Here is a 22,105-nt window from a genome sequence, read left to right as displayed (position 1 = left end):
CTCGCTAATTGTAGAGTTTAACTCTACCCAGATTATAGCTTGAGGCCATTTATCGCCAGAACGTTCAACATTAGGATGATCACCAGCAAGAAAACGGTGCTCATCACGCACCTCTCTCCAGATCCATGCCCCAAGAGGAATACATCATGCCCGTCGTACGTGTGAGCTGGTTCGAAGGTAAAGAACACGCGCAAAAAGCCGCTGTTGCCGCCGACATTACCGAAAGCATCGTTAAACACACCGGTACCGATGCCAACTACATCTACGTCATTTTTGAAGACGTTGCAGCATCCGACTGGGCAGGCGCCGGCAAACTGTTCGGGGACGCGCCCGAGAAACCCTGATCCTCCATCTGCACCGAATGCATCGGCTTGGCCGGCGATGCATCCCCAACTGGCGCCTTATGACGCCTCTGACGGAAGAATCATCCATGCATCCACATATTTCCTGCCTGTTCTCCCTCGCCGTAAAACCAGAAGAGTTACCAGAGTTCAAGGCACTGATCGCAAACATCGTGGCCGCCACCCGTGCCGAGCCGGGCACACTGGTTTACGAATACAGCGTCAATGAAGACAACAGCACCGTTCACATCCTTGAGCGTTATAACGTCGATGCCGTGGTGAGCCACGTGGACACCACGTTCGCGCCTTTCGGCCAGCGCTTCCTGGAGCTGTGCTCCATCAAAAGCCTGGTGGTCTACGGCACACCCGACGCTGAAATCCGCAAGCGCCTCGACCCCTTTGGCGCCGTATACATGACCCCCTTCGACGGCTTCAGCCGCTGAATTCAATCAGGCGCAGGCTCAGGAGCGACAAGCGTGTCCTGCGCATCGATTTCCCACACAGAGACCAACATGTCCGTAATCGCCGAAGTTATTAAGTCCCGCATTTCCGCCAACAGCTACGACATTGAACGTTCATTGACGGACGCCCAGATTGCCGAACTGATTGACTTGGCTACCCACGCCCCTTCCGCCTTCAACCTGCAAAACTGGAAGTTTCTAGCCCTGCGCAGCACCGAAGCCAAAGCGCGCTTGTTGCCGTTGGCGTTCGGCCAGCAAAAGGTCATGGACGCTGCCGTGACATTTATTGTCTGCGGTACCCTGAACCCGCATGCGACCCTCCCTGCTGCATTGAAGCCAACACTGGATGCCGGGATCATTGACCAATCGATCTACGATATGTGGGTGGGTGCGGCTCAAAGCATGTACCAGGAGAATCCTCAGCAGCAGCGCGACGAAGCAATCCGCTCTGGCTCGCTTGCCGCGATGACCCTGATGTTGGCCGCCAAGGGCCAGGGTTTAGTATCGACGCCGATGATCGGGTTCGATCAGGCTGCAGTCGCCAAAGAGTTTGGCCTGTCGGATGAAGATGTGCCCGTGATGTTAATCACCGTTGGCTACCCTGGCGTGGCCAACTGGCCACAGAAACCGCGTAAAGTCGTGAGCGACGTTTTGCAGTTTGTTTAAGCTGCGGGCCCGTATGTCAGGTTAATCCAGGCATGCGGGCTCCTGTTAATTTCAGCTGATGGGGGTTGAGGGGCTATCAGGCGTTGACGGGCACTCGGGACGCTCGGCCGACCCAGAAATTCACCGCTATGCAGGCCAACAAAACTATCGCTGAGACAATCATTGCAGTAGATAACCCTCGGGAAAAAGCAGCAGGTTCGGTGCTGGTGATCATGGCCCCGAACACTGCCACACCGATCACGCCGCCCAACTGTCTGGCCGACGCCATCAGTCCCGACGCCATGCCGGCGTCATGCGAAGAAACCGACGACAGCATCGAGTTCGTAATCGAAGGCACAGACGATGCACTGCCAATACCCACTACCATCAGGGCAATATTCAGGTACCACAGCGATGTCTCAGGGGTGACGCGCGCCAACGCCACAAAGCCGACTGTCTGAATCAGGAAACCAATAGTGATGATGCGCTGTGCGCTGACACGCCTGGCGATCCGGGACGAGATCATCGTGGAAATAGTCAGCACTGCCGTGAGCGGTATGAACGCCAGCCCAGTTCTGAAAGCGTCGTAATGCAGGAACGACTGGAAGTAGATGCTGAATATGAACACGGTGCCGTAGAAGGTGAAATTGATGGCGGCACCTGCCAATGCAGTGGTTGCCAGAGTTCTGTTTCGGGCCAGTCGACTTGGCAGCATAGGGGCCTTTACGCGTCGCTCAATCAAGACGAATGCGACTGCGCAAAGTACGGCGATTGCCAGGGTCGATAGCGTTTCAGTTACCCAGCCTTGGGAACTTGATTCAGTCAGGGCGTAAGTCAGTGACGCCAGGCAAATACCGATGCTGACTTGCCCCGCAATGTCCACTTTCTTATCGACCCTTGGAGAAGGTGGTGCATACCGCAAGATCAGTCCGATGGCAATTAGGCCGATTGGGACGTTGAGTAAAAAAACACTGCGCCAGCCGAGCGACTCGATCAGCAGGCCTCCTATGACCGGCCCCGCAGCCAAGGCAATACCTCCACAAGCACCCCACGCTGCCACGGCTGATCGCCTTTTGGCAGGATCCTCGAATGCCAGCCGTATCAATGTCAGGGAGGTAGGCACCAAAAAGGCTGCACCCACGCCTTGGACGATACGCATCCCTATTAGCATGCTCATGCTGTCGGATAGGCCGCAACCTATGGAGGCAATGGTGAAAAGTACAAACCCCGAGGCGAACACTTCTCTGGCACCGAATTTGTCACCCCACGCGCCTCCCATGATCAGCAGCGCCGAAAATGCAAGTGCATAGCTGTTGATGACCCATTGCAGGCCGGTCAGGTCTGTATCGAATGCTGTTTTTAACGCACCTAGACCGACGTTGACGACACTGACGTCGAGTTGGACGACAAGAAAACCAAGGCAAGCTGCGATATGGATCGCTGACAGGGATGTAGTTTTGGGTGCGGTGGCGGACATGATGTGGGGTCGCGGTGTTATTTCAATCGCTAAACGGTAGCTCTTGACAAGCAATGCGTAAATATTAAAATTCGCACACATTCAATGCATAAACGCATGGCACATGGACTGGGAAGATCTGCGATTTTTTTTGGCGATTGCAACTGCAGGCAGCCTATCGGGCGCTGCACGTAAGCTTAATGTTAATCAAGCCACAGTGAGCCGGCGGCTCGCCGCATTGGAAGCTCAACTCAATGTACGCTTGGTAGATCGACTGCCGCGTGAATCGCGCCTGACTGAAATAGGTCAGCAGATAATGCAGGACGTTTGGGATATTGAAGCAAAGGCTTTCGCCGTTGAGCGCAAGTGCTTGTCTTCCAGGTCGACTGTGCGGGCGAAGGTGACTATCACTGCCCCACCTATCCTGGCCAGGCATTTCCTGACACCCAATCTGGCTGAGCTGGCCAGAATGTCTCCGCTGGTGCAGCTTTCAATTCTCAGCGAGCCCCTCTTCGCCTCCCTGTCACGGCTTGAGGCAGACCTGGCATTGCGTCTTTCGCCGCCTATCGAAGATACCGACATCACCCGAAAGGTGGGTCTGATGCAGTTTGCGCTCTACGCGAAGGCTGGCTATGCGAATGCGCTGAATGAGGAAAAATGGGAATTCGTTGGTTATACCGATCGACAAGGTGACTTTGCCCACAAGCGCTGGCTATACGAATTAATCGGCTCGAGGCGGGTTGCCTGCGAGGTCACAGATTTAAGCCACCAATATGAGGCAGCCTGCACCGGGATCGGCGTTGCAGGATTGCCGTGCTTTATCGGGGACAGTGACGATCGTTTGGTAAGGCTAGACAGCCAACGTGCGATGCTGGACCTCGACATTTGGGTCGCCATGCACCCCGACCGCCGTAATGACAAGGTGGTACGCAAGACCACAGAGCTGATTTTGCAGTTACTGGAGCCCCTTGGCTTGGGCTTGCCCTCGAAAGGTTGAGCCTCTGCGGTCCCGGCAAAGGCTCGATCGGAGGGTGGTACTTCGTCGTGGTGAATCCATAGGTGTCACGCCAGCTTTGGACGCCTGTCAGACGATATCGTCTACCACGCCACCGTCGACTCTCAACGAAGCGCCAGTGGTAGCCGATGCCTGCGTCGAGCAGACATAAACAATCATGTTAGCCACTTCCTCCACGCTGGCAGCGCGCTGGATGATCGAGCTTGGGCGATGCTGCATGACAAACTCGGCGACCACCGACTCAAGGGATTTGCCGGTGCGTTCGACTTCGCCCTTCATCATGTCCGCGACGCCATCAGACAGCGTAGGCCCAGGCAGCACGCTATTGACGGTCACACCACTGCCCGCAACCCTTTTAGCCAAACCACGGGCCAGTGCCAATTGGGCTGTCTTGGAAACGCCGTAGTGAATCATGTCCGCCGGAATGTTTCGTGCAGACTCAGACGCAACGAACACTACCCGCCCCCATCCGCGGTCAACCATGGCAGGCAACAGCGCACGGCTCAAGCGAACGCCCGACATCACGTTGGTATGCCAGTAGTTGTCCCACACGTCATCACCGGCTTCGAAGAAATCCTGCGGCTCATAAATGCCGGCGTTGTTCACCAAAATGTCGATATCACTGACACCGGCCAACAAGGTCGCAACGCCTGGCGCGGTGCTCAGGTCTGCGGCCACGCCACTGACACTGGCACCGGGCACTTCAGCCAGCAGACGGGTAACCGCTGCGTTCACAGAGCCTTCACTACGACCATTGACGACGACTGCGGCGCCTGCCTCGGCAAGCCCCTTGGCCACCGCAAAACCAATGCCGCCTGTCGAGGCGGTAACCAGTGCACGTTTCGTCTTCAGTTGGATATTCATCATTTCTCCGTCAAGAATGTACGGGCATGTATTCCCGCCATCAGTTCCTACCGTTACGTAGAAAACAAAGCGGCCACTGTATGGCTTTACCGCTCCTGGAAAAATGTCGATTCAGGTTGGTCATCTACAACAGCCTGTTTCAAAAGAGCTCAGTCTCAACGAAATCAGCACCGAAATTCTGCGTGGCGAAGTCGAGAAAACTGCGCAATTTCGGGGTGAGCCGGCGGTCGGGCGCGTACAGCACGTGCAGGGGGCGACTGGGTGGCGGGTAATCTGGCAGCAGTGTGACGAGCTCCCCGGCGAGCAGTGATTTGCGTACCAGCTCCACCGGTTGAAGCAGTATCCCCAACCCGGCCAGCGCGGCACACAGCAGCGGTTCGCCGTGATCGGCCATGAATCGACTGCCTACTGGGACAACGACTGTTCCTTCAGGCCCATCGAATGTCCAGTGCGTGCGCAGCTCGGTGTGGGAAAACCCCAGGCACTCATGATTCTGCAGGTCCCACGGAGTTTCAATCGCAGGCTTGCCTTCGAGGTAAGACGGCGCAGCGCACAACACTAGCCTGTAGGGCGCCAGTGCCTTGGCGACCAAGCCACTGTCGGCCAGCACACCGACTCTGAAAACCACATCAAAGCCCTCATCGATAAGATCAACAGCACTATTGGCCAAGCTCAGCTCGACGCTCACCTGCGGGTTGGCCTCCATAAACGCCGGCAGGCATGGCGCAAGGGACTGCATGCCGAAACTGACGGGCGCATTGATGCGTAGCCGTCCGCTTGGGGACGCCTGGGTATGGGCTGCCAGGTTTTCGGCGGTTTCGACTTCGGCCAGGATGAATTTTGAACGCTCGTAAAAATCGCGCCCGAAGTCGGTGAGGCTTTGTCTGCGCGTGGTGCGATTGAGTAAGCGCACGCCGAGGTGCTGCTCCAGGTGATGCACATGCTTGCCGATCAATTGCGCCGACATCTGCAACGCATCACCAGCGGCACTGAAAGACCCCATTTCCACGGCTTTGACAAATGCCGCCATACTGCTCAGACGATCCATTACCAATGATCCGTTTCGAATGTTCAGGCATTTTGAGTATTTATCCTCTAGCTGTCCAAGGTCTATCTTCGGTTGGCAGCGAGTTGATGGAATCGGGTGCGGCCAACTGACAGCCCGCGCCGGAAATCGTCGCTTGAACGTTATTTGAAACGACACAGGATTGGACCGTGAAGTACCCCCTGATCAATCAATCACTCCCGGTTATGCTCGGCGAAGACTTTTACTTTCCCCACGAAATCATTGGCCAGGCATTCCGCACCTCGGATTTTCCCGACCTTAAAGTCAGCAGCTTCACCACCAGTGACCGTGTAAATCTGGCGTACTGGGAAGCGGGTGCAGGGCAGCCATTGATCTTTATCCCGGGCTGGTCGGCCAACGGTGCGATGTATTTCCACCTCATGCACATCCTCAGCAATCACTATCACGTCTACGTGTTGGATGTTCGCAACCAGGGATTCTCCGAGAAAACGGCGTCGGGCAATCGCATTTCCCGTTATGCCATGGACGTAAAAGAGTTTGCCGAACATCTGGGCGTGCCCGATGCGCACTATTGCGGTTGGTCGATGGGGGCCTCGATCATGTGGGCCTACATTGATCTGTTTGGTACAAAAGGTATTCACACCTTGAGCATCATCGACCAGGCACCTTCGATTTATTGTCACGCTGATTGGACGGAACAACAGCGACTGGATGCCGGTGCGTTCACCACCTCGCCGGAACGCATGATCGATTCCTACGTGAACATGACACCGACCAACCAATTGATTTCAGGAAGTCGGGTTGTCGAGCGCGCAATGGCACTTGACTCACCCTACTTCCACAATGCAATCAGCCTGGTCCAGGCGGCCATAAAGGATGACATGGCGTTTACCGGGTTAGTGCTTTTCGATCACGTCACCAACGACTGGCGAGATGTCATCCAAACCAAGATCGATGTACCGACTGCGATTTTTACCGGGGAATACAGTGACTGGCTGGACAGTCAGAAGTGGATGAACTCAGTGATCAGTGACTCGGTACTGTTTGTGTACGACAAGACTGAACAGGGCGACCACTTTCTGGCGTTCAAGAACCCGCAGAAATTCGCCGCTGACCTACACAACTTTTTGCAACGATCCTGATGCGTGCGGCTAAAAGCGCTAACGCTCCCATTCGGGATGGGCAAAACGTTCAGTCAGGAAGCTGATCAGCGCCCGCACCTTGCTCGCCAGGTGCTTGCGAGTGGGATAAACCACGTAGATGCCCAACTCGATGGAGCGGTATTCAGGCAGGATTTCCACCAGGGCTCCGCTGCGTAAATCCTCTCCGACCATAAAGCTCGGCTGTAGGGCAATGCCGCCGCCGGCAAGGGCGATACTGCGGCACGTATCGCCATTGTTGCAGCGCACGCTCGAGCGGGTGCGCACGCTGACGCGACCGTCGGGCCCGTCGAACGGCCATTCATTGCCAGTCGCAAAGTTGGTATAGGCAATGACGCGATGTTCAGCCAGGTCCGCCAAGGTGCGGAGCGGCGGATGACTTGCCAGATAATCGGGGGATGCACACAGGCGCATACGCGTACCAGCCAGCCGCCGCCCCACCAGGGATGAATTCTCCATGCGCGCAATGCGTATCGCTGCGTCGAAGCCCTCATCCACCAAGTCCACCAAACGGTCATTCAAGCTGATATCCAACTCCACATTCGGGTGGGTGTTCATGAACACTCCCCACAGCGGCGCAAGGTGCAGAACGCCGAAACTGACCGGCGCATTCACTCGTAAAACACCGCTGGGTTCCGGCGCAGCGGACGATACAGCCTCCTCTGCCTGATCCATCAGGGCCAGCACCTCTCGTGCCTGATGGTAGAACTGCCGACCCTCCTCGGTCAGCGAAAGCTTGCGTGTGGTGCGATGCAGCAGCCGCGCGCCCAATCGCTCCTCAAGGGCACTCACATACCGCGAGATAGCGGCCTTGGACATTTCAAGCGGTTCGGCCGCGCCTACAAAAGTACCTTTATCGACCACCGTGCAGAACACCTGCATCTCCAACGCTCTGTCCATGACTATCTCACTTAATGGAACTATCTATCACATTTGGCCTTATTTATCTCAGATTCACAACCTATAGACTGTTCCCATCGAAACAAGCACCAACGCGGCACTTCCATCGCCCTGTCTGCCGTAACAAGTAACTCCTTCGGAGCATTCCACCATGAACACCCCGTTTCCCCTGCTGTTTGTGTCTCATGGTGCTCCAATGTTCGCCATCGAGCCTGGCCTGGCGGGTCCCCGCCTGGCTCAGGTCGGTCGCGAGCTGCCGCGACCTGACGCCATCGTCGTCCTCTCTCCGCATTGGATAACGCGCGGCGAAGTCGTTGTCACGGCGAGCACCGCGCCTGCGACCATCCATGATTTTGGAGGGTTTCCCGACGCACTGTATCAACTGAGCTATCCCGCACCGGGCTCGCCCGCCCTGGCTGGGCACATCGTAGACCTGTTGCAGGCAGCCGGCTGGCAGTCACGACTGGACGCTCAACGCGGCCTGGACCATGGCGCCTGGGTACCGTTGTTGTACCTGGCACCCGAGGCAGATATTCCGGTGGTCCAGGTCTCCATGCCAGCCAGTCTTGACACCCATCAGGCCTGGAAGCTGGGCGACGCGCTCAAGCCACTGCGGGATATGAATGTACTGATCGTCGCGTCAGGCAGCCTGACCCACAACTTGTACGAGTTCCGCGGAGCCACCCGCGAGAGCGCTGCCTATGTCGATGCGTTTGCCGCGTGGACAGCTCAAACCCTGCAAGACGGTAACACCGGGCAATTGCTGGACTTCAAGCAGTATGCGCCGTCGGCTGAGCGGGCTCACCCCACCGATGAACACTTTCTGCCCTTGCTGATCGCTCTGGGCGCAGCCGGGGAAGGCTACGAGACGCAGGTATTGGAGGGCGGCGTGACCTACGGCGTGCTGGCAATGGACAGCTACTTGTTCACCTCGGCCCCGTCCAATGGCCACGAACCCATTCAACTGACTCAAGGCACTCTCGACCATGCGTGACACTACATTTTCCGACGCAGCCCGCGAACCACAAACAGGTCTGTTTTTCCGCAAAGGCTGCAGCACCTTCACACCTAAAGGTCGCCTGATCCTGCTGCATGGTGTGGGCTCGAACGAAGCCAACCTTGCAGCCCTGGCCGAATCGCTTCCTGAAGACTTGGAAGTCATTCTGGTGCGCGCGCCCTTGCAGGTCGGCCCCCAAGGCTTCGCCTGGTACCAAGTGAACTTCACCAGCAACGGCCCATCCTTCAACCAGGAACAGGCGGAAGCCAGTCGCCTGCTGTTGCAGCGCTTCATCGAAGTGCTGCCCGCCCTGCCGACGGTAATCGCAGGTTTCAGCCAGGGCGGCATCATGAGCGCGAGCCTGGGCGTCACTGAACCCGAACTGGTGGCGGGCTTTGCCATATTGAGCGGCCGCATGCTGCGCGAGATTGCCCCTCGGATCGCTTCAGCCGAGCGCCTCAAGTCGGTCACGGCCTTCATCGCCCACGGTCACCAGGACGCCGTCCTGCCGGTGGACTGGGCAAACGAGGCAGATGCCTGGCTGGATCGCATCGGCGTCAAGCACGAAACCCATTTCTACAACATGGCCCACGAGATTATCGGTGAAGAACTGGCCGACTTTTCTCAATGGCTGAGCCACACGCTGTCCCTTCCCAACTAAATAAAAGGAGCTACACCATGATTGATTCCCGCACTGCACCCTACGCCGCATTCGTAATGCGTCTGGCGCTGGGCATCATGTTCATCGCCCACGGCTTGACCAAAGTGCTGGTGTTTACCCCGGCCGGCACCGCAGGCTTTTTCGAGTCCATCGGTTTCCCAGGCTTCCTGGCCTATCCGGTCATGGCGTTCGAAGTGATCGGCGGCTTGATGCTGGTATTAGGTGTTTATGCACGCTGGGTAGCCGCACTGGCAGTGGTACAGCTATTCGTCGCGGCGACCGTGCACTTCGGCAACGGCTGGAGCTTCAGCAACGCCAATGGCGGCTGGGAATATCCAATCTACCTGAGCATGACCGCACTGGTCGTTGCATTGCTGGGTGAAGGCGCCTTCGCGGCCAAGCCATCCAATAATGCTTGATTGAGCCCACACGTGACAGCTGCCGGCGCCCTGCGAACCCAGTGCGCTGGCAGCTGCGTTTGGGGCACAGGCGGCGCTCACGTCAGGCGTGACGCCATAAAGCTGACAAACGCCTTGATCTTGGGCAGCGGCTGTCGGCTGGACGGCCACAGGATGCTGAACGTGCGGTGATCACTGATATATCGATCCAGCACCGGCACCAAGCGCCCAGCCGCGATGGCGTCCTCGATAAAAAAGTCAGGCAGGCAGGCGATACCCTGCCCCGCCTGCGCCATTGCCAGCAAGGCTTCAATCGCGTTTGACGTCGCCGATTGCCCCAGCTCCAGCGTGTCTTGCCCTTTCTTCGTCACCAGCGGCCAGGGATCAAGCTTACCGCTGGTGGGATAGCGGTACCGCAGGCAAGCATGACCAGAAAGGTCCGCCGGCCGCAAGGGTACACCCCGACACGAAAGGTAGTCTGGTGATGCGACCAACCGGTGACTGTAGCCATTGAGCTTACGCATCATCAGTCGGGAATCGTCGACTTCGCCGATGCGCATCACCGCATCGAAGCCCTCCTCGATCACATTGACCAAGCGATCACTGAACTCCAGCTCCAATTCCACTTCCGGATACGCTTGCTGAAACGCAATCAAATGAGGCATCAACCGCATGCCGAGCTGTGGCAAACCGAGGCGTAACTTGCCCTGTGGGTTGCCTGCAGCCTGCGTGAGCTCTCGCTTTGCGACTTCATATTCAGCAAAAATCCGCTGGCAACGCTCCAGAAAAAGGCTGCCCTCGGCCGTCAAGGTAATCGCCCGCGTGGAACGATGAAATAGCCGCACGCCCAACTCTTCCTCAAGCCGCGCGACGGCCTTGCCAACGGCCGAGGAAGACACCCCGATCCTGCGCCCGGCCTCAGTAAAGCTGCGGGTCTGCGCCGCCTGAACGAATGCGCTGAGCGCGCCGAAATGATCCATGAACAGCCTCGCCTATTTGAGCGTTATTTTCACAAATGATCGGAATTACATCCTATTTTTCTTTCCAATCATACCGCCTATAGTCCCCCCATCGTGACTTTATGGAGTGCTTCTCGCCTTCAACGTCACCGCCATCCGCTAATAAGAGCGTACCCCGATGACCTCTCAACCTCGCGCGCGCGCAATCGCCCAGGAGCTTCAGCAACACCCTGGCTATGCCCGCGTATTCAAACCGGGGCATTTGACCTTCGGTTTCATTGCCCCGCTGGAAAGCTACCCCAACAGCCCTGGCCCCACCTTGCAGGATCACGCGCAGATGGCTCAACGCGTAGACGAAGCCGGATTTTCCGCGATCTGGCTGCGCGACGTGCCGTTCTATGACCCCAACTTTGGGGACGTCGGCCAGATCCTCGATCCACTGGTTTATGCAGGCTACCTGGCTGCCGTGACCACGCGAATTGCGATTGGCACGGCGGGTATCGTCTTGCCGTTGCGCGATCCACTGATTGTTGCCAAGCAGGCCGCGAGCGTGGACCAGCTGCTGGGCGGGCGATTCATTCTGGGGTTGGCCACCGGTGACCGGCCGATCGAATACCCGGCTTTCGGGCTGGATTTTGACAACCGTGCCGACCGCTTCCGTGATGCACTGGGCATCATCCGCGTAACCACGCAAAGCCATTGGGCAAAGCATACGTCGCGTTTTTATGGCCAGTTGAGCGGTGAAATTGATCTGATCCCCAAACCCGTCGGCGCGCGCTTGCCCACCCTTATCGTCGGCCACGCGGGTCAGTCGCTGGAATGGATCGGTGAGCACACTGACGGGATTCTTTCCTACACCTCCAACCCTGCGTTGATTCCCCAGGTGATCGAGCGCTGGCGTGCCGTCTGTGGCAACGAGGTGCACAAACCCTACGGCTACGGCACGTTGTTTGATCTGGATCGCGATCCGAACCATCCCGTCGAGGCGGGACGCGTGCTGCGCGCCGGGCGTAATGCGCTGATAGAGCATTGGAAACGCCAGCAGGATCAGGGGGTGGGTCATGTCGCCCTGCACTTCAAACCACAACGCCGCCCTGCCGCTGAAGTCATCGATGAGCTGGCTGAATACCTCCTGCCGCATTTTCCAAGCATCGCCCTCCCCGTTACCCCTCAACCTACGCAGGCCGCCCAATGAAACACGCCCTTCACCACATGGATTTCATCTTCCAGACCGCCATGGGCACCTATCCTCTGGCCGCACAGTGCGAAATGCTCGCCGAGCTTGGCTACCAGGGCTTGACGATGTCTGCGTGGAGCCAAGACCTGAAGTCGATTCCCCAAGTCAAACCGACCTGGGGCCTTGACGTGGGCGCGGTCTACCTGATCTACCGCAAAGGCCTCGAATCGTTCGTGACCCAGGTTTTCGAGAGCATTGAGGGTTGCACCACCATTGAACTGGCGCTGCATTCAGGTGATGAAGTCACGAACTTTGACCGTCGCATGCTTGAGCGCCTGTTGCCTATCTGTGAGCGCAGAGGCCTGCACATCAACCTTTATCCGCACGCACGCTACGGCATGCAAACGACCTCGGAAGCCGTCGCACTGTGCCGGGAGTTCAACCATCCCCTGCTCAATATCGTGTTCAACGGTTATCACTGGTACGCCACTGAAGAACATGCCTTGGAACAACGCCTTGATGCGATGTGGCCTTGGCTCCAGCACGTGAACATTGCCGGCACAAGACGTTCTCCGTTGGGTTGGGGCGGGCTGGCAACCATCGAAACGCTTGATGAAGGCGAGATGGATAATTTCGTCCTGCTGGGAGCCCTGGAACGCCGCGGCTTTACGGGTCGTGTCGGCGTGCTGGGATGGCAAAGTATGGGAGGCGACGTCTACGGCAACCTGCGCCGTTCAGCCACGGCATATCGCTCTATGGAGCAACGCCTGGCCGCACACCCTGAATGGGCCCTATTGACCGAGACGCCACGCTAGGCGAGGAGATAGACCGTGGCCCATCGTGTCCATGCACTCGATTCATTTTTTTACTCTTCAATGGGCGTTTATGCCTTTCAGTCACAGTGCGAAATGCTCGCCGAACTCGGTTATGACGGTCTCACTGTTTCGGCCTGGGGCGGCACGCCGCTGACCGATCTGCGCCTGTTGCCGCGCGTTGGCGAACAGCACGGCCTGCGCGTCGAAGGCCTGTACCTGGTGCTGCACGAAGGCCGCAATGATCACCTTATACGGCGCATCATCGAAAGCGTCGAAGGGGTCGAACTCATCGAGCTGGCGATCCAGACCTCAGTCAACGGCAGCCCGGCCATCATGCGGTTCATCGAGTCGCTGCTGCCCATCGCAGAACGGCGCGGCTTAAGAATCGCTCTGTATCCTCATCTTCACCACGTCACTCAGACCACAGCTCAAGTGGTGCAGATCTGCGAGTACTTCGCTCACCCGCGCCTGGGAGCATCGTTCAACGGCTATCACTGGTACGCCAGTCAGGAAGGCGAACTTCAGCAGCGTCTTGAAGCCCTGCAACCCTGGTTGATGCAAGTCGTACTGTCAGGCAGCGCGCTCAGCGAACTGGGCTGGGGCGGCGTGGCCACCATGGAGCCGGTTGACCGTGGAGAGTTGGACAACTTTGCCGTGGTCGCGGCGCTGAACAGCGTCGGATACACAGGCAGCATTGGCGTGCTCGGCTGGGACTACGGCGGCGATATTTACCTGAAACTGCAACGCTGCCTGGTAACCCTTCGGGATATTGATATTCGCCTGGCGCGTCATCCGCACTGGTCGGACTTTTCATCGCTGTAAAGCCCTCTCCACCTGATATGAAAAAGGAGTCTGCAATGACTGCCCTCTCTGTGCTTGACCTCATGATGATTGGCGAGGGTAAAACCTTCACCGACACGCTGACTGACGCGGCCGCACTGGCGCGACATGTGGAAGCCTGTGGTTACAAACGATATTGGGTCGCCGAGCATCACGACCTGCCGGGCATCGCATCTTCGGCCACCACCCTGCTCATCCAGCATCTGGCGGCGGCCACCCGCACCCTGCGCGTGGGCTCCGGCGGCATCATGCTACCCAACCACTCCCCGTTGATGGTGGCCGAGCAGTTCGGCACATTGGCCACGTTGTTCCCTGGCCGCATCGACCTGGGTATCGGTAGAGCACCGGGTTCAGCCGGAGCGGCAATCCGCGCCTTGCGGGGTGACGCATCGGAACGGGACTTCGCGCAGGATATTCAACACTTGCAGAACTATCTGGCAGACAACGGGCATCAGCCGGTCCGGGCGATTCCCGGAACCCACGACGTACCACTCTGGCTCCTCGGTTCGAGCATGAACAGCGCAGACCTTGCCGCAAAGCTGGGGCTGCCCTACGCATTCGCTTCGCATTTCGCGCCGCGCTTCTTGATGGATGCGATTACGCACTACCGTACTTCCTTCCGCCCATCAGCGGCGCTCAAGCAGCCTTATGTGATCGCAGGCGTGAATGTTTTTGCTGCCCCCTCACGGGCCGAAGCCGATTACATCGCGAGCTCTCACCGGCAGTGGGTGTGCAACCTGTACGCCGGGAAAGCAGGCCCGTTACCGCGTCCCTCGGAGGGTTTTATGGATACGCTTACAAACGTTGATCGGCACACGCTCAATCAAGCGATGCTGTGCACGGCGACAGGTGACCAGGACGACGTCAGCAGTTGGCTACGCCAGTTCATTACAACGACCCAGGCGGATGAAATCATCATTGATGCGCGAATTTATGACGCCAAGGCTCGCTGCCGGTCCTATCAACTGATCGCCGAATCCCTTGCCGACATGCTGGCTTGAGCCGGACCGGAGCGATGGGCTAAGCCATGCGTGAGAAACAACAGATGAAGCGCCCCTCGCCTGACTTCGATGCCGCCATGCGCGCGATTGCTCATCCGCTGAGAAGGGAAATCCTGAAGTGGCTCAAAGCGCCGTTGGTGTATTTCCCGCAACAGGACTGGAAGATGGAATGGGGCGTCAGCGTTGGGCAGATCACGCAACGTTGCGGGCTGTCCCAGTCGACAGTGTCCCAGCATTTGGCGGTACTCAAGCAGGTCGCCTTGGTCGATGTCCGCAAGACAGGCTCCTTTCATTTTTTCCAACGCAACGAGGCAACGCTTGGGCACCTCGCTGCCCGGCTCAGGGATCAGCTTGGCAGTTCGGGTATGCAGGGGTAGGACGACGCAGAGCCGAACCCTCCACTCCTATAATGGCCAGCCGCTCTATCACTACATGGATTGCTCGACATTCAGTGAGTACACCGTGGTGGCGGTAGTCTCTGTCGCGAAGATCAACCCTGACGCCAATCCTGAGCACGTATGCCTGTTGGGCTGCGGTGTAACTACGGGGATCGGCGCACTGCATAACACCGCCAAGGTGCAACCGGGGGACACCGTTGCGCTGGCAACCGTCAGTTCCGTGCTCAAAAAAAAGGCGCCGCCAATCCGTTTGAACGATTGACGGCGCCAACCCGTTTGAGCGCTATGGACGCCTAAAAACGGGTACCCAATCAAGTGGCTAGTGCACTGCCTTTTGTTTCTTGAACCCATGCAACAATGCGTCAGTCGCCACGATCGCGTCATACACCAGATCCGGCGTCACCGTGAAAGGCATGTTGTGCATCGTGTCGTTTTTATCGCAGGCCAACTCGGCCACTTTTCTCCACTCCGCTTCCTTGAAGTGTTTGAGCCCCAAGTCTTCAAGCGTCAGTGGCAAACCGACTGCCATCGCAATATCCACCACCTCCTCAATCTCAGCCATAGACGCAGCTTCCATCACAAGCTGGGTGAACAGGCCGAACACGACCTTTTCTCCGTGCTGTGCGCTGTGCAGATCATGCACGCTGGTCATCCCGTTATGGATCGCATGCGCAGCGGCACAACCACCCGACTCAGCCCCGACAGCGGACATGTAGATGGTGGCTTCAATCGTATTCTCCAGGGCGGCGGTAATGGCTTTCTTCTGCACCGCGAATGCCGCCTGGGCCGAATATTTTTTGATGGTTTCGTAGCACGTTTGGGCAATCGCAAACCCGATCAATGTGGGTTTTAGCATCTTGCCGTCATTGCCCAGGATCAGATTGTCGCGTTGCGCAGCAAAACACGCGCGGGCCTCGAAATATGTGGCCAAGCCGTCACCCACGCCCGCTGCAAAAAACCGCGGGGGTTGTTCCGCCAGAATGCGTGTGTCGGCTAAAACAACGTCCGGATTTCTGGATAAAAACAAGTAGCGATTAAACGTATCGTCGTCGTTGTAAATCACTGAAATCGCCGTACAGGGCGCATCCGTGGAGGCTAACGTGGGCAGGATCAACACGGGTTTTTTCAGGAAGTGTGCAGCCGCCTTGGCTGTATCCAGGGTTTTTCCGCCACCTATCCCGACGACATAATCAGCCCCACGCGCCGCTTCCACGTGCCTGTTGATTTCACTGTCGGAACACTGCCCGCCAAACACGGCCAACTCGGCGCGTTGTGCGTTCTTGAACCCCGGCATCGCTTTCTCATGAACCCGACCGACGATAAATTGATCGCAGATCAAATAGGCATTGGCTCCGAAGACTTTGCCATGTGCCGCTAAATCCGCCAACGCATCGGCCTGGACCAGAAATTTGGCCGGCGATGCAATGCCTTTGGTAATAGTCATCTCATTCCCTCACGTCGCATGCGCAAAACGCTCAACGCGTACACACTTGAGCATTCTTCTGCGCTGATAACGAATCAGTTAAATACCATGCCGCCATCAATGATCACCGCCTGACCGGTCATGTAGTCAGAGTCAGGACCGGACAGGAACGAAACGCAGGCCGCCACGTCTTCGGGCTGGGAAAGTCGCTTCAAGGTGATGTGTTGGGCAAATTGTTCCATCCCCCATTCAATGCTTTGATTGGCGTTATCGGCCACGTCCTGGGCGACCTTGCGCATCATCGGTGTATTCACGATGCCAGGGCAGTAGGCGTTTACCGTAATACCCAGGTGAGCCAATTCCCGGGCGGCTGTCTGGGTGATGCCACGCACGGCAAACTTGGTCCCGCCGTACACTGCCAGATCGGGATTGCCGATATGACCCGCCTGCGACGAAGCACTGATGATTTTGCCGCCGTGACCTAACGCCTTGAACGCGTTGACTGCCGCCTGTATGCCCCAGAGAACACCACCCACGTTGATGTCGAACGTTCGCCGATAGATCTCTGGCGTAATCGCTTCGATTGGAGCAATTGGCGCAATGCCTGCGTTATTGATGACCACATGCAGGTCACCCAAGCCATCCACCGCTGCCTGCACGGCCTTGAAAACATCCTCGCGATCGGCTACATCGACCTTTATCGCCAGGGCTTTGCCGCCCGTTTTCCTGATTTTTTCAGCCACTTGATCGGCTGTTTCAAGATTCATATCGGCGCAGGCTATGGCGAACCCATCTGCCGCCAAGCGCAATGCAATGGCCTCTCCGATCCCTTGACCGGCACCGGTTACAAAAGCAACTTTTCCCAAGGACTTACTCATTCTGGTGTTCCTTCTTATTAGTGATGGGGGTTAAAGACTGCTCACACATCTGCCCAGGTTCAGAAGCTCGCCTGCAGCTTCACACCGGCAACCCAGGCATTGTCCACCTCGTAGACGCCGCCTGGATTGCGCACGTACTGCACGTTCGGGCGCACGGTTAGCCAGTTGGTCGCGTGTACGCCGTAATTGAGTTCGATGTCGTATTCGCTGTGCTGCACTGGAACGTACTGCGGATCGTCGTAGTCGCTGATGCCCGTGCTGTCATTGATCAGGCGCTGGCGCTCGGTGACATCGTCGTTGACCTTGAGGCGTGCGATGCCCAAGCCGATGTCATCGTTGGGCCGCGCATCAAACGGGCCTCTGTAGACCGCACCGATATTCTGGAAACTCTCGATGCCGCTGGTGGCCTTGTCGTGGATGGTCAGGCTGGCAAACACGCTCAGGCCGCGTGAGGCGTCGCCGTTGTGGGCAGTAAGCTGCTGTTGACCAATGATCCAGGCGCCATGTTTGCTGCTGCGCGACTTTGGCGGCTGGCCGGTCAACACCTGAGGGTTATCGTTGACGTCGTCGTACAGATCGTTGGCGTTGGCACTGCTGTAGTAGTAACCCAGGCGGTATTCACCGGGTAAGGCTTCGTTGCCGACTGATGGCTTCCAGATGACCTCCACCGGCACCAACGCGCCTTTGGTACCACTGCCACTGAGCTTGAAGCCGTTGCCGGTGCTGAGGTTCGACGGGTTCTGCTCATACACCCCGACCTGCACCGCCCAGTGTTCATCGAGGTTATAGCGCACCCGCCCGCCCCACTGGCTCACAGGCCCGCTGTACCAGACATCACCGGCGACGTTTCCGATGGGTGCACTGCAAAAAGACAGGCTCTGGAAGTCGCATGGGAAGCTGGCAAAGTCTTCGTTGACGCCCACGCGGCCAAACTTGAGATCCAGGGCGCTGTCGAAAAATTTCTGGCGGTACCACATCTGGGTCAGGCGCCAGGTCTGCCCCCTGCCCCACACCTCTTGCACCGAACTGAGCTGTGGCGCGCGGGGATCAGAAACGCGATCGTTGGAGAGGTTGTTGCCATTCCGTTCAGTTACCAGCAGTTGGAACTCGGCGTCATTCCAGCCCAGCAATTTTTGCAGGTCCAGGTGAGTGCCCAGTGCCCATTGCGCGGTGTAACGCGCCGTGCGGTCATGGTCATAACCCCCGTGAACATTGGTGGCGGCTTCGCCGACGTAACCGACGATCACGTCAACACCCTGCTCCAGCAGCTCACTGCGTACCCCTCCCCAATCTCCGGTGCCCCATTTCGAGGAAGCGTCGTCAGCGGATGCAGGCACGGCGATGCATGACAGGAGCCCGAGCCCCATCGGCAATTTCCAAGCGATGTTCATGTCGATTTACCCTATTGTTTTTTTGTTTACGACACGTCGTTGACTGGACCGCAGGGCAACGCTCCTGCGGTCACTCAAGAAAGCAATCAGTTGAACAGTGGGCAGCTACAGCTCAAATGCCGGCCAGGCACAGGTATTTGATCTCCAGGTAATCCTCCAACCCGTATTTGGAGCCTTCCCGGCCGACACCCGATGCCTTCACCCCACCAAACGGTGCGGCTTCGGAACTGATAATCCCGGTGTTGACCCCGACGATCCCGTACTCCAGCGCCTCCCCCAAACGGAACACCCGGCTCAGGTTTGCGGTGTAGAAATACGCCGCCAGGCCGAATTCGGTGTCGTTGGCTTTAGCGATGACTTCGGCGTCATCGAAGAAGCGGAAGACCGGCGCCAATGGCCCGAAGGTTTCTTCCTTGGCGACCCGAGCGGTGTCCGGCACGTCCACCAGGATGGTGGGCTCAAAGAAATTGGCGCCCTGGGCATGCGCACCGCCGCCCTGGACCACCTTGGCCCCTTTGGCCAAGGCATCCTCGATATGCTCGCGCACCTTGGCGACGGCCTTGCCATCAATCAGCGGCCCAAGAGTGACGCCATCGGTAAAACCATCGCCAATCTTCAGAGCGCCCACCGCTGATGCGAGTTTGTCGACGAAGGCGTCGTACACGTTGTCATGCACATACAGGCGATTGGCGCAGACGCAGGTCTGCCCGGCATTGCGAAACTTCGAAGCGAGTGCGCCCTCAACGGCAGCATCCAGATCGGCATCTTCGAACACGATAAAGGGCGCGTTGCCGCCAAGCTCCAGGGAAACTTTCTTGATGTCGTGGGCACATTTTTCCATGATCTGGCGCCCGATCTCGGTAGATCCCGTGAAGGAAATCTTACGTACCACCGGGTTGCTGGTCAGCTCCTCGGCAATCTCTGCAGCGGCGCCCGTGACCACCGACAGCACTCCCTTGGGAATGCCCGCCTGTTCGGCGAGGTACACCAGCGCCAATGCCGAGAACGGCGTCTGGGAGGCCGGCTTGATGACCATGGTGCAACCGGCGGCAAGCGCCGGCCCGGCTTTGCGGGTGATCATTGCGCTGGGGAAATTCCATGGCGTAATCGCAGCGCAAACACCCACGGGCTGTTTGATGACCAACAAGCGTTTGTCCGTTGCGCCCGCAATAATATCGCCGTAGACCCGCTTCGCCTCCTCCGCATACCACTCGATATAGGACGCGCCGAAGACAATTTCACCCAGCGCTTCAGGCAGCGGCTTGCCCTGCTCCAGGGTCATGATGTGAGCCAGATCGTGCTGGTTTTCGATAATCAAGTCGTACCAACGTCGTAACGCATTGGCGCGGGCCTTCGCAGAAAGCTCACGCCAGGCCGGCAGCGCGCGCTCGGCCGCTTGGATGGCACGGCGTGTTTCGGCCTTGCCCATGCGTGGCACCTGGCCGACGGTCACCCCCGTCGATGGATTGACCACGGTAATAATGCTTTCGTTGTCGGCGGCTAGCCACTCACCGTCGATATAGGCTTGGTGACGCAAGAGTCGAGGGTTGTTCAACTTCATTTCAGGAGCTCCGTAGCGCGGCGCGATTGCGTCTGATCGATGCTCACGGCCTTGAATTTGAAGCCCCGATAGTCATCGTTCTTGACCGCTGCCAATTGTTCGCTGAACGCGCCCAAACCACCCATGTAGAAATAAACCTTGTTGCTTTTGCCGGGGATATTGGCGCCGAAGATCCACGAGTCGGTCTTGGCGAACAGCGTCTGATCGGCAATGTCCTGGCAGGTCTTGCCCCATTCCTGCTCGCTTTGCGCAGACGGTTCCACGCAGGCCAACTCGTTCTGCTCCATGAACCCAACCAGATCGGAGACCCACTCCACTTCGGTTTCAATCGTCGGCGGAAGATTGGTAAACGGACCGTTAGGCCCCAGGATCATGAACATATTCGGGAATTTGGCGGTGGCCACCGACAGGTAGCTCGATGGGCCGTCAGCCCAGTGATCCTTCATCGAGACGTTATCGCGGCCGCGAATATCGATGCGCTTGTAATTACCGTCTACGGCGTCAAAACCGGTGGCAAACACCAGCACATCAAGCTCGTGCTCGACGCCATCTGCCGTACGAATGCCCTTGGCAGTGATCTCGTCAATCGGGTTGGCCTTGACGTCGACCAGCGACACATTGGCCCGATTGAAGGTGGCGTAGTAGCCGCTGTCGCAAAGCGGGCGCTTGGCGTACAGGTCGCGTGGCATGAGCTTGCGTGCGGTTTCCGGGTCGGTGACGATCTCGGCGATTTTCTCGCGGACGAAGTTTTGCGCCTCGATATTGGCCTCTTCACTGGTGGCGATATCGTTGAAGGTCTGGAACATGTAGCGGAAACCGCCGCCACCTTTCCAGGCGCGTTGGAAGATGGCTTTGCGTTCAGCAGCATCCACACTCATGGTGGGAATGTCGCTTTCTGGGAAGCCGAACGCCAAGCGCGAGGAACGCACCTCCTTCCAGATTGCGTCATAGTTGCGTTTGATGTCTTCGACGTAGTCGCGACTGACCGGACCGTTGCCCACCGGCACGGTGTATTGCGCAGAGCGCTGGAACACGGTCAGGTGGCCGACGGTCGGTGCGAGCGCGGTGATGACCTGGCAACCCGTCGAACCCGTGCCGATCACACCCACGCGCTTGCCTTCCAGCACAGCATCTGCCGGCCAGTTGGCGGTGTGATACATGTGCCCCTCGAATTGGTCGAGGCCTTTGATCTTGGGTACATTCGTTGCCGACAACAGGCCCAGCGCCGTCACCAGGTACTTGGCGCTGTATTGATGACCGTCATCGGCCGAGACCAGCCAGCGGCTGCTCTGTTCGTCGAACACGGCGACGGTAATCCCTGTTTCAAGCTGGATGTCGCGGCGCAAGTCGTGGCGATCCACTGCGTGGTTCAGGTAGGACAGGATCTGCGGCTGGGTCAGGTAGCGTGTGGTGATGTCCCATTCCTGGCACAGTTCGCGGTCCCAGGAGAAGCAATAGACAAACGATTCACTGTCGGATAATGCGCCGGGGTAGCGATTCCAGAACCAGGTACCGCCGATGCCACCGGCCTTGTCGAAGGCGCGCACTTTCAAGCCCAATTCATCGCGCAACTTCTTGAGCATGTAAATGCCGCCGAAACCTGCGCCGATCACAATGGCGTCGTAGTTGATAACGTCGGTGCCAACGGAACGTTTAGCCAGAACTGTAGTTGTCATTATGTTCTCCTGTTTCGATCAGTGCGCCCGCAGAGGTGAACCAAACTGCAGGCAAGCCGTA

At 57.7% G+C, this 22,105-nt stretch carries 23 protein-coding genes and 1 pseudogene; 14 read left to right on the top strand and 10 right to left on the bottom strand.

Annotated features, from left to right (window positions below; all coding sequences use genetic code 11):
* Positions 1–146 precede the first annotated feature (146 nt).
* The 3 genes from ACA062_RS16375 (at position 147) to ACA062_RS16365 (ending at position 1,468) form a co-directional block, all read left to right on the top strand.
* A complete protein-coding gene (locus ACA062_RS16375; protein ID WP_020723503.1) occupies positions 147–344 on the top strand; it encodes a tautomerase family protein in 198 nt (65 codons plus the stop codon).
* A gap of 86 nt (positions 345–430) precedes the next feature.
* Positions 431–784, top strand: coding sequence for a putative quinol monooxygenase (locus ACA062_RS16370; protein ID WP_497457323.1), 354 nt, complete (start codon positions 431–433; stop codon positions 782–784).
* Positions 785–853: 69 nt separating this feature from the next.
* Positions 854–1,468, top strand: coding sequence for a nitroreductase family protein (locus ACA062_RS16365; RefSeq protein ID WP_497457322.1), 615 nt, complete (start codon positions 854–856; stop codon positions 1,466–1,468).
* 76 nt (positions 1,469–1,544) lie between these two features.
* Here the strand turns inward: ACA062_RS16365 and ACA062_RS16360 are convergent, their stop codons facing one another.
* Entirely contained in the window at positions 1,545–2,924 is a 1,380-nt protein-coding gene (locus tag ACA062_RS16360) for an MFS transporter (protein WP_497457321.1), read from the bottom strand.
* A 103-nt stretch (positions 2,925–3,027) separates the two neighbouring features.
* Here ACA062_RS16360 and ACA062_RS16355 point away from each other — a divergent pair, with 103 nt between their 5' ends.
* Complete coding sequence (locus ACA062_RS16355) at positions 3,028–3,900, top strand: LysR family transcriptional regulator (protein ID WP_497457320.1); 873 nt, start codon at positions 3,028–3,030, stop codon at positions 3,898–3,900.
* Positions 3,901–3,987: 87 nt separating this feature from the next.
* On the opposite strand, the gene ACA062_RS16350 is transcribed toward ACA062_RS16355, so the two are convergent.
* Positions 3,988–4,782 carry an SDR family NAD(P)-dependent oxidoreductase gene (locus ACA062_RS16350; protein ID WP_497442086.1) on the bottom strand — a complete coding sequence of 265 codons (795 nt, stop codon included), beginning with the start codon at positions 4,780–4,782 and terminating at the stop codon, positions 3,988–3,990.
* 139 nt (positions 4,783–4,921) lie between these two features.
* Complete coding sequence (locus ACA062_RS16345; RefSeq protein WP_497457434.1) at positions 4,922–5,830, bottom strand: LysR family transcriptional regulator; 909 nt, start codon at positions 5,828–5,830, stop codon at positions 4,922–4,924.
* Positions 5,831–5,997: 167 nt separating this feature from the next.
* Here ACA062_RS16345 and ACA062_RS16340 point away from each other — a divergent pair, with 167 nt between their 5' ends.
* Positions 5,998–6,951, top strand: a complete 954-nt coding sequence (locus tag ACA062_RS16340) for an alpha/beta fold hydrolase (protein WP_497457319.1) — start codon at positions 5,998–6,000, stop codon at positions 6,949–6,951.
* Positions 6,952–6,969: 18 nt separating this feature from the next.
* Here the strand turns inward: ACA062_RS16340 and ACA062_RS16335 are convergent, their stop codons facing one another.
* The gene (locus ACA062_RS16335) at positions 6,970–7,869 is read right to left on the bottom strand and encodes a LysR family transcriptional regulator (protein ID WP_497457318.1); all 900 of its coding nucleotides are present in this window, start codon (positions 7,867–7,869) and stop codon (positions 6,970–6,972) included.
* A 151-nt stretch (positions 7,870–8,020) separates the two neighbouring features.
* Between ACA062_RS16335 and ACA062_RS16330 the strand changes: the two genes are divergently transcribed.
* Genes ACA062_RS16330 through ACA062_RS16320 form a run of 3 tightly spaced genes read left to right on the top strand, consistent with a single transcriptional unit; the run spans position 8,021 to position 9,946 of the window.
* The gene (locus ACA062_RS16330; protein WP_497457317.1) at positions 8,021–8,863 is read left to right on the top strand and encodes a DODA-type extradiol aromatic ring-opening family dioxygenase; all 843 of its coding nucleotides are present in this window, start codon (positions 8,021–8,023) and stop codon (positions 8,861–8,863) included.
* Entirely contained in the window at positions 8,856–9,527 is a 672-nt protein-coding gene (locus ACA062_RS16325) for an alpha/beta hydrolase (RefSeq protein WP_497457316.1), read from the top strand. The genes ACA062_RS16330 and ACA062_RS16325 overlap by 8 nt, the downstream gene beginning before the upstream one ends.
* Positions 9,528–9,544: 17 nt before the next feature.
* Positions 9,545–9,946: a DoxX family protein gene (locus ACA062_RS16320; protein ID WP_497457315.1), complete on the top strand. Its 402-nt coding sequence runs from the start codon at positions 9,545–9,547 to the stop codon at positions 9,944–9,946.
* Positions 9,947–10,023: 77 nt separating this feature from the next.
* Here the strand turns inward: ACA062_RS16320 and ACA062_RS16315 are convergent, their stop codons facing one another.
* Complete coding sequence (locus tag ACA062_RS16315) at positions 10,024–10,905, bottom strand: LysR family transcriptional regulator (protein WP_497457314.1); 882 nt, start codon at positions 10,903–10,905, stop codon at positions 10,024–10,026.
* Positions 10,906–11,062: 157 nt separating this feature from the next.
* On the opposite strand from ACA062_RS16315, the gene ACA062_RS16310 reads away from it, so the two are divergent.
* From ACA062_RS16310 to ACA062_RS16285, 6 genes and pseudogenes are all read left to right on the top strand, one after another.
* Positions 11,063–12,079: an LLM class oxidoreductase gene (locus ACA062_RS16310; protein WP_497457313.1), complete on the top strand. Its 1,017-nt coding sequence runs from the start codon at positions 11,063–11,065 to the stop codon at positions 12,077–12,079.
* Positions 12,076–12,876 carry a sugar phosphate isomerase/epimerase family protein gene (locus ACA062_RS16305; RefSeq protein WP_497457312.1) on the top strand — a complete coding sequence of 267 codons (801 nt, stop codon included), beginning with the start codon at positions 12,076–12,078 and terminating at the stop codon, positions 12,874–12,876. Before ACA062_RS16310 ends, ACA062_RS16305 begins: the two co-directional genes overlap by 4 nt.
* A 15-nt stretch (positions 12,877–12,891) precedes the next feature.
* Positions 12,892–13,698: a TIM barrel protein gene (locus tag ACA062_RS16300; protein WP_497457311.1), complete on the top strand. Its 807-nt coding sequence runs from the start codon at positions 12,892–12,894 to the stop codon at positions 13,696–13,698.
* A 35-nt stretch (positions 13,699–13,733) separates the two neighbouring features.
* Positions 13,734–14,717 carry an LLM class flavin-dependent oxidoreductase gene (locus ACA062_RS16295; RefSeq protein ID WP_497457310.1) on the top strand — a complete coding sequence of 328 codons (984 nt, stop codon included), beginning with the start codon at positions 13,734–13,736 and terminating at the stop codon, positions 14,715–14,717.
* A 26-nt stretch (positions 14,718–14,743) separates the two neighbouring features.
* Positions 14,744–15,094, top strand: a complete 351-nt coding sequence (locus ACA062_RS16290; protein WP_497457309.1) for an ArsR/SmtB family transcription factor — start codon at positions 14,744–14,746, stop codon at positions 15,092–15,094.
* Between the two features lie 16 nt (positions 15,095–15,110).
* A pseudogene (locus ACA062_RS16285) lies at positions 15,111–15,320 on the top strand (S-(hydroxymethyl)glutathione dehydrogenase); the annotation flags it as partial.
* A 114-nt stretch (positions 15,321–15,434) separates the two neighbouring features.
* Here ACA062_RS16285 and ACA062_RS16280 read toward each other — a convergent pair.
* From ACA062_RS16280 to ACA062_RS16260, 5 genes are all read right to left on the bottom strand, one after another.
* Entirely contained in the window at positions 15,435–16,559 is a 1,125-nt protein-coding gene (locus ACA062_RS16280) for a glycerol dehydrogenase (protein WP_497457308.1), read from the bottom strand.
* A 74-nt stretch (positions 16,560–16,633) separates the two neighbouring features.
* Positions 16,634–17,416: a (S)-acetoin forming diacetyl reductase gene (locus ACA062_RS16275; RefSeq protein WP_497457307.1), complete on the bottom strand. Its 783-nt coding sequence runs from the start codon at positions 17,414–17,416 to the stop codon at positions 16,634–16,636.
* Between the two features lie 59 nt (positions 17,417–17,475).
* A complete protein-coding gene (locus ACA062_RS16270; protein ID WP_497457306.1) occupies positions 17,476–18,807 on the bottom strand; it encodes a carbohydrate porin in 1,332 nt (443 codons plus the stop codon).
* 112 nt (positions 18,808–18,919) lie between these two features.
* Positions 18,920–20,368, bottom strand: a complete 1,449-nt coding sequence (gene gabD, locus ACA062_RS16265) for an NADP-dependent succinate-semialdehyde dehydrogenase (protein WP_497457305.1) — start codon at positions 20,366–20,368, stop codon at positions 18,920–18,922.
* A complete protein-coding gene (locus tag ACA062_RS16260) occupies positions 20,365–22,044 on the bottom strand; it encodes a flavin-containing monooxygenase (RefSeq protein WP_497457304.1) in 1,680 nt (559 codons plus the stop codon). The genes gabD and ACA062_RS16260 overlap by 4 nt, the downstream gene beginning before the upstream one ends.
* Positions 22,045–22,105 lie beyond the last annotated feature (61 nt).

The organism is Pseudomonas sp. LBUM1679 (assembly GCF_059695565.1).
The sequence above is the reverse complement of the archived record's forward strand: the minus strand, read 5'-3'. Positions and strand labels throughout refer to the sequence as shown.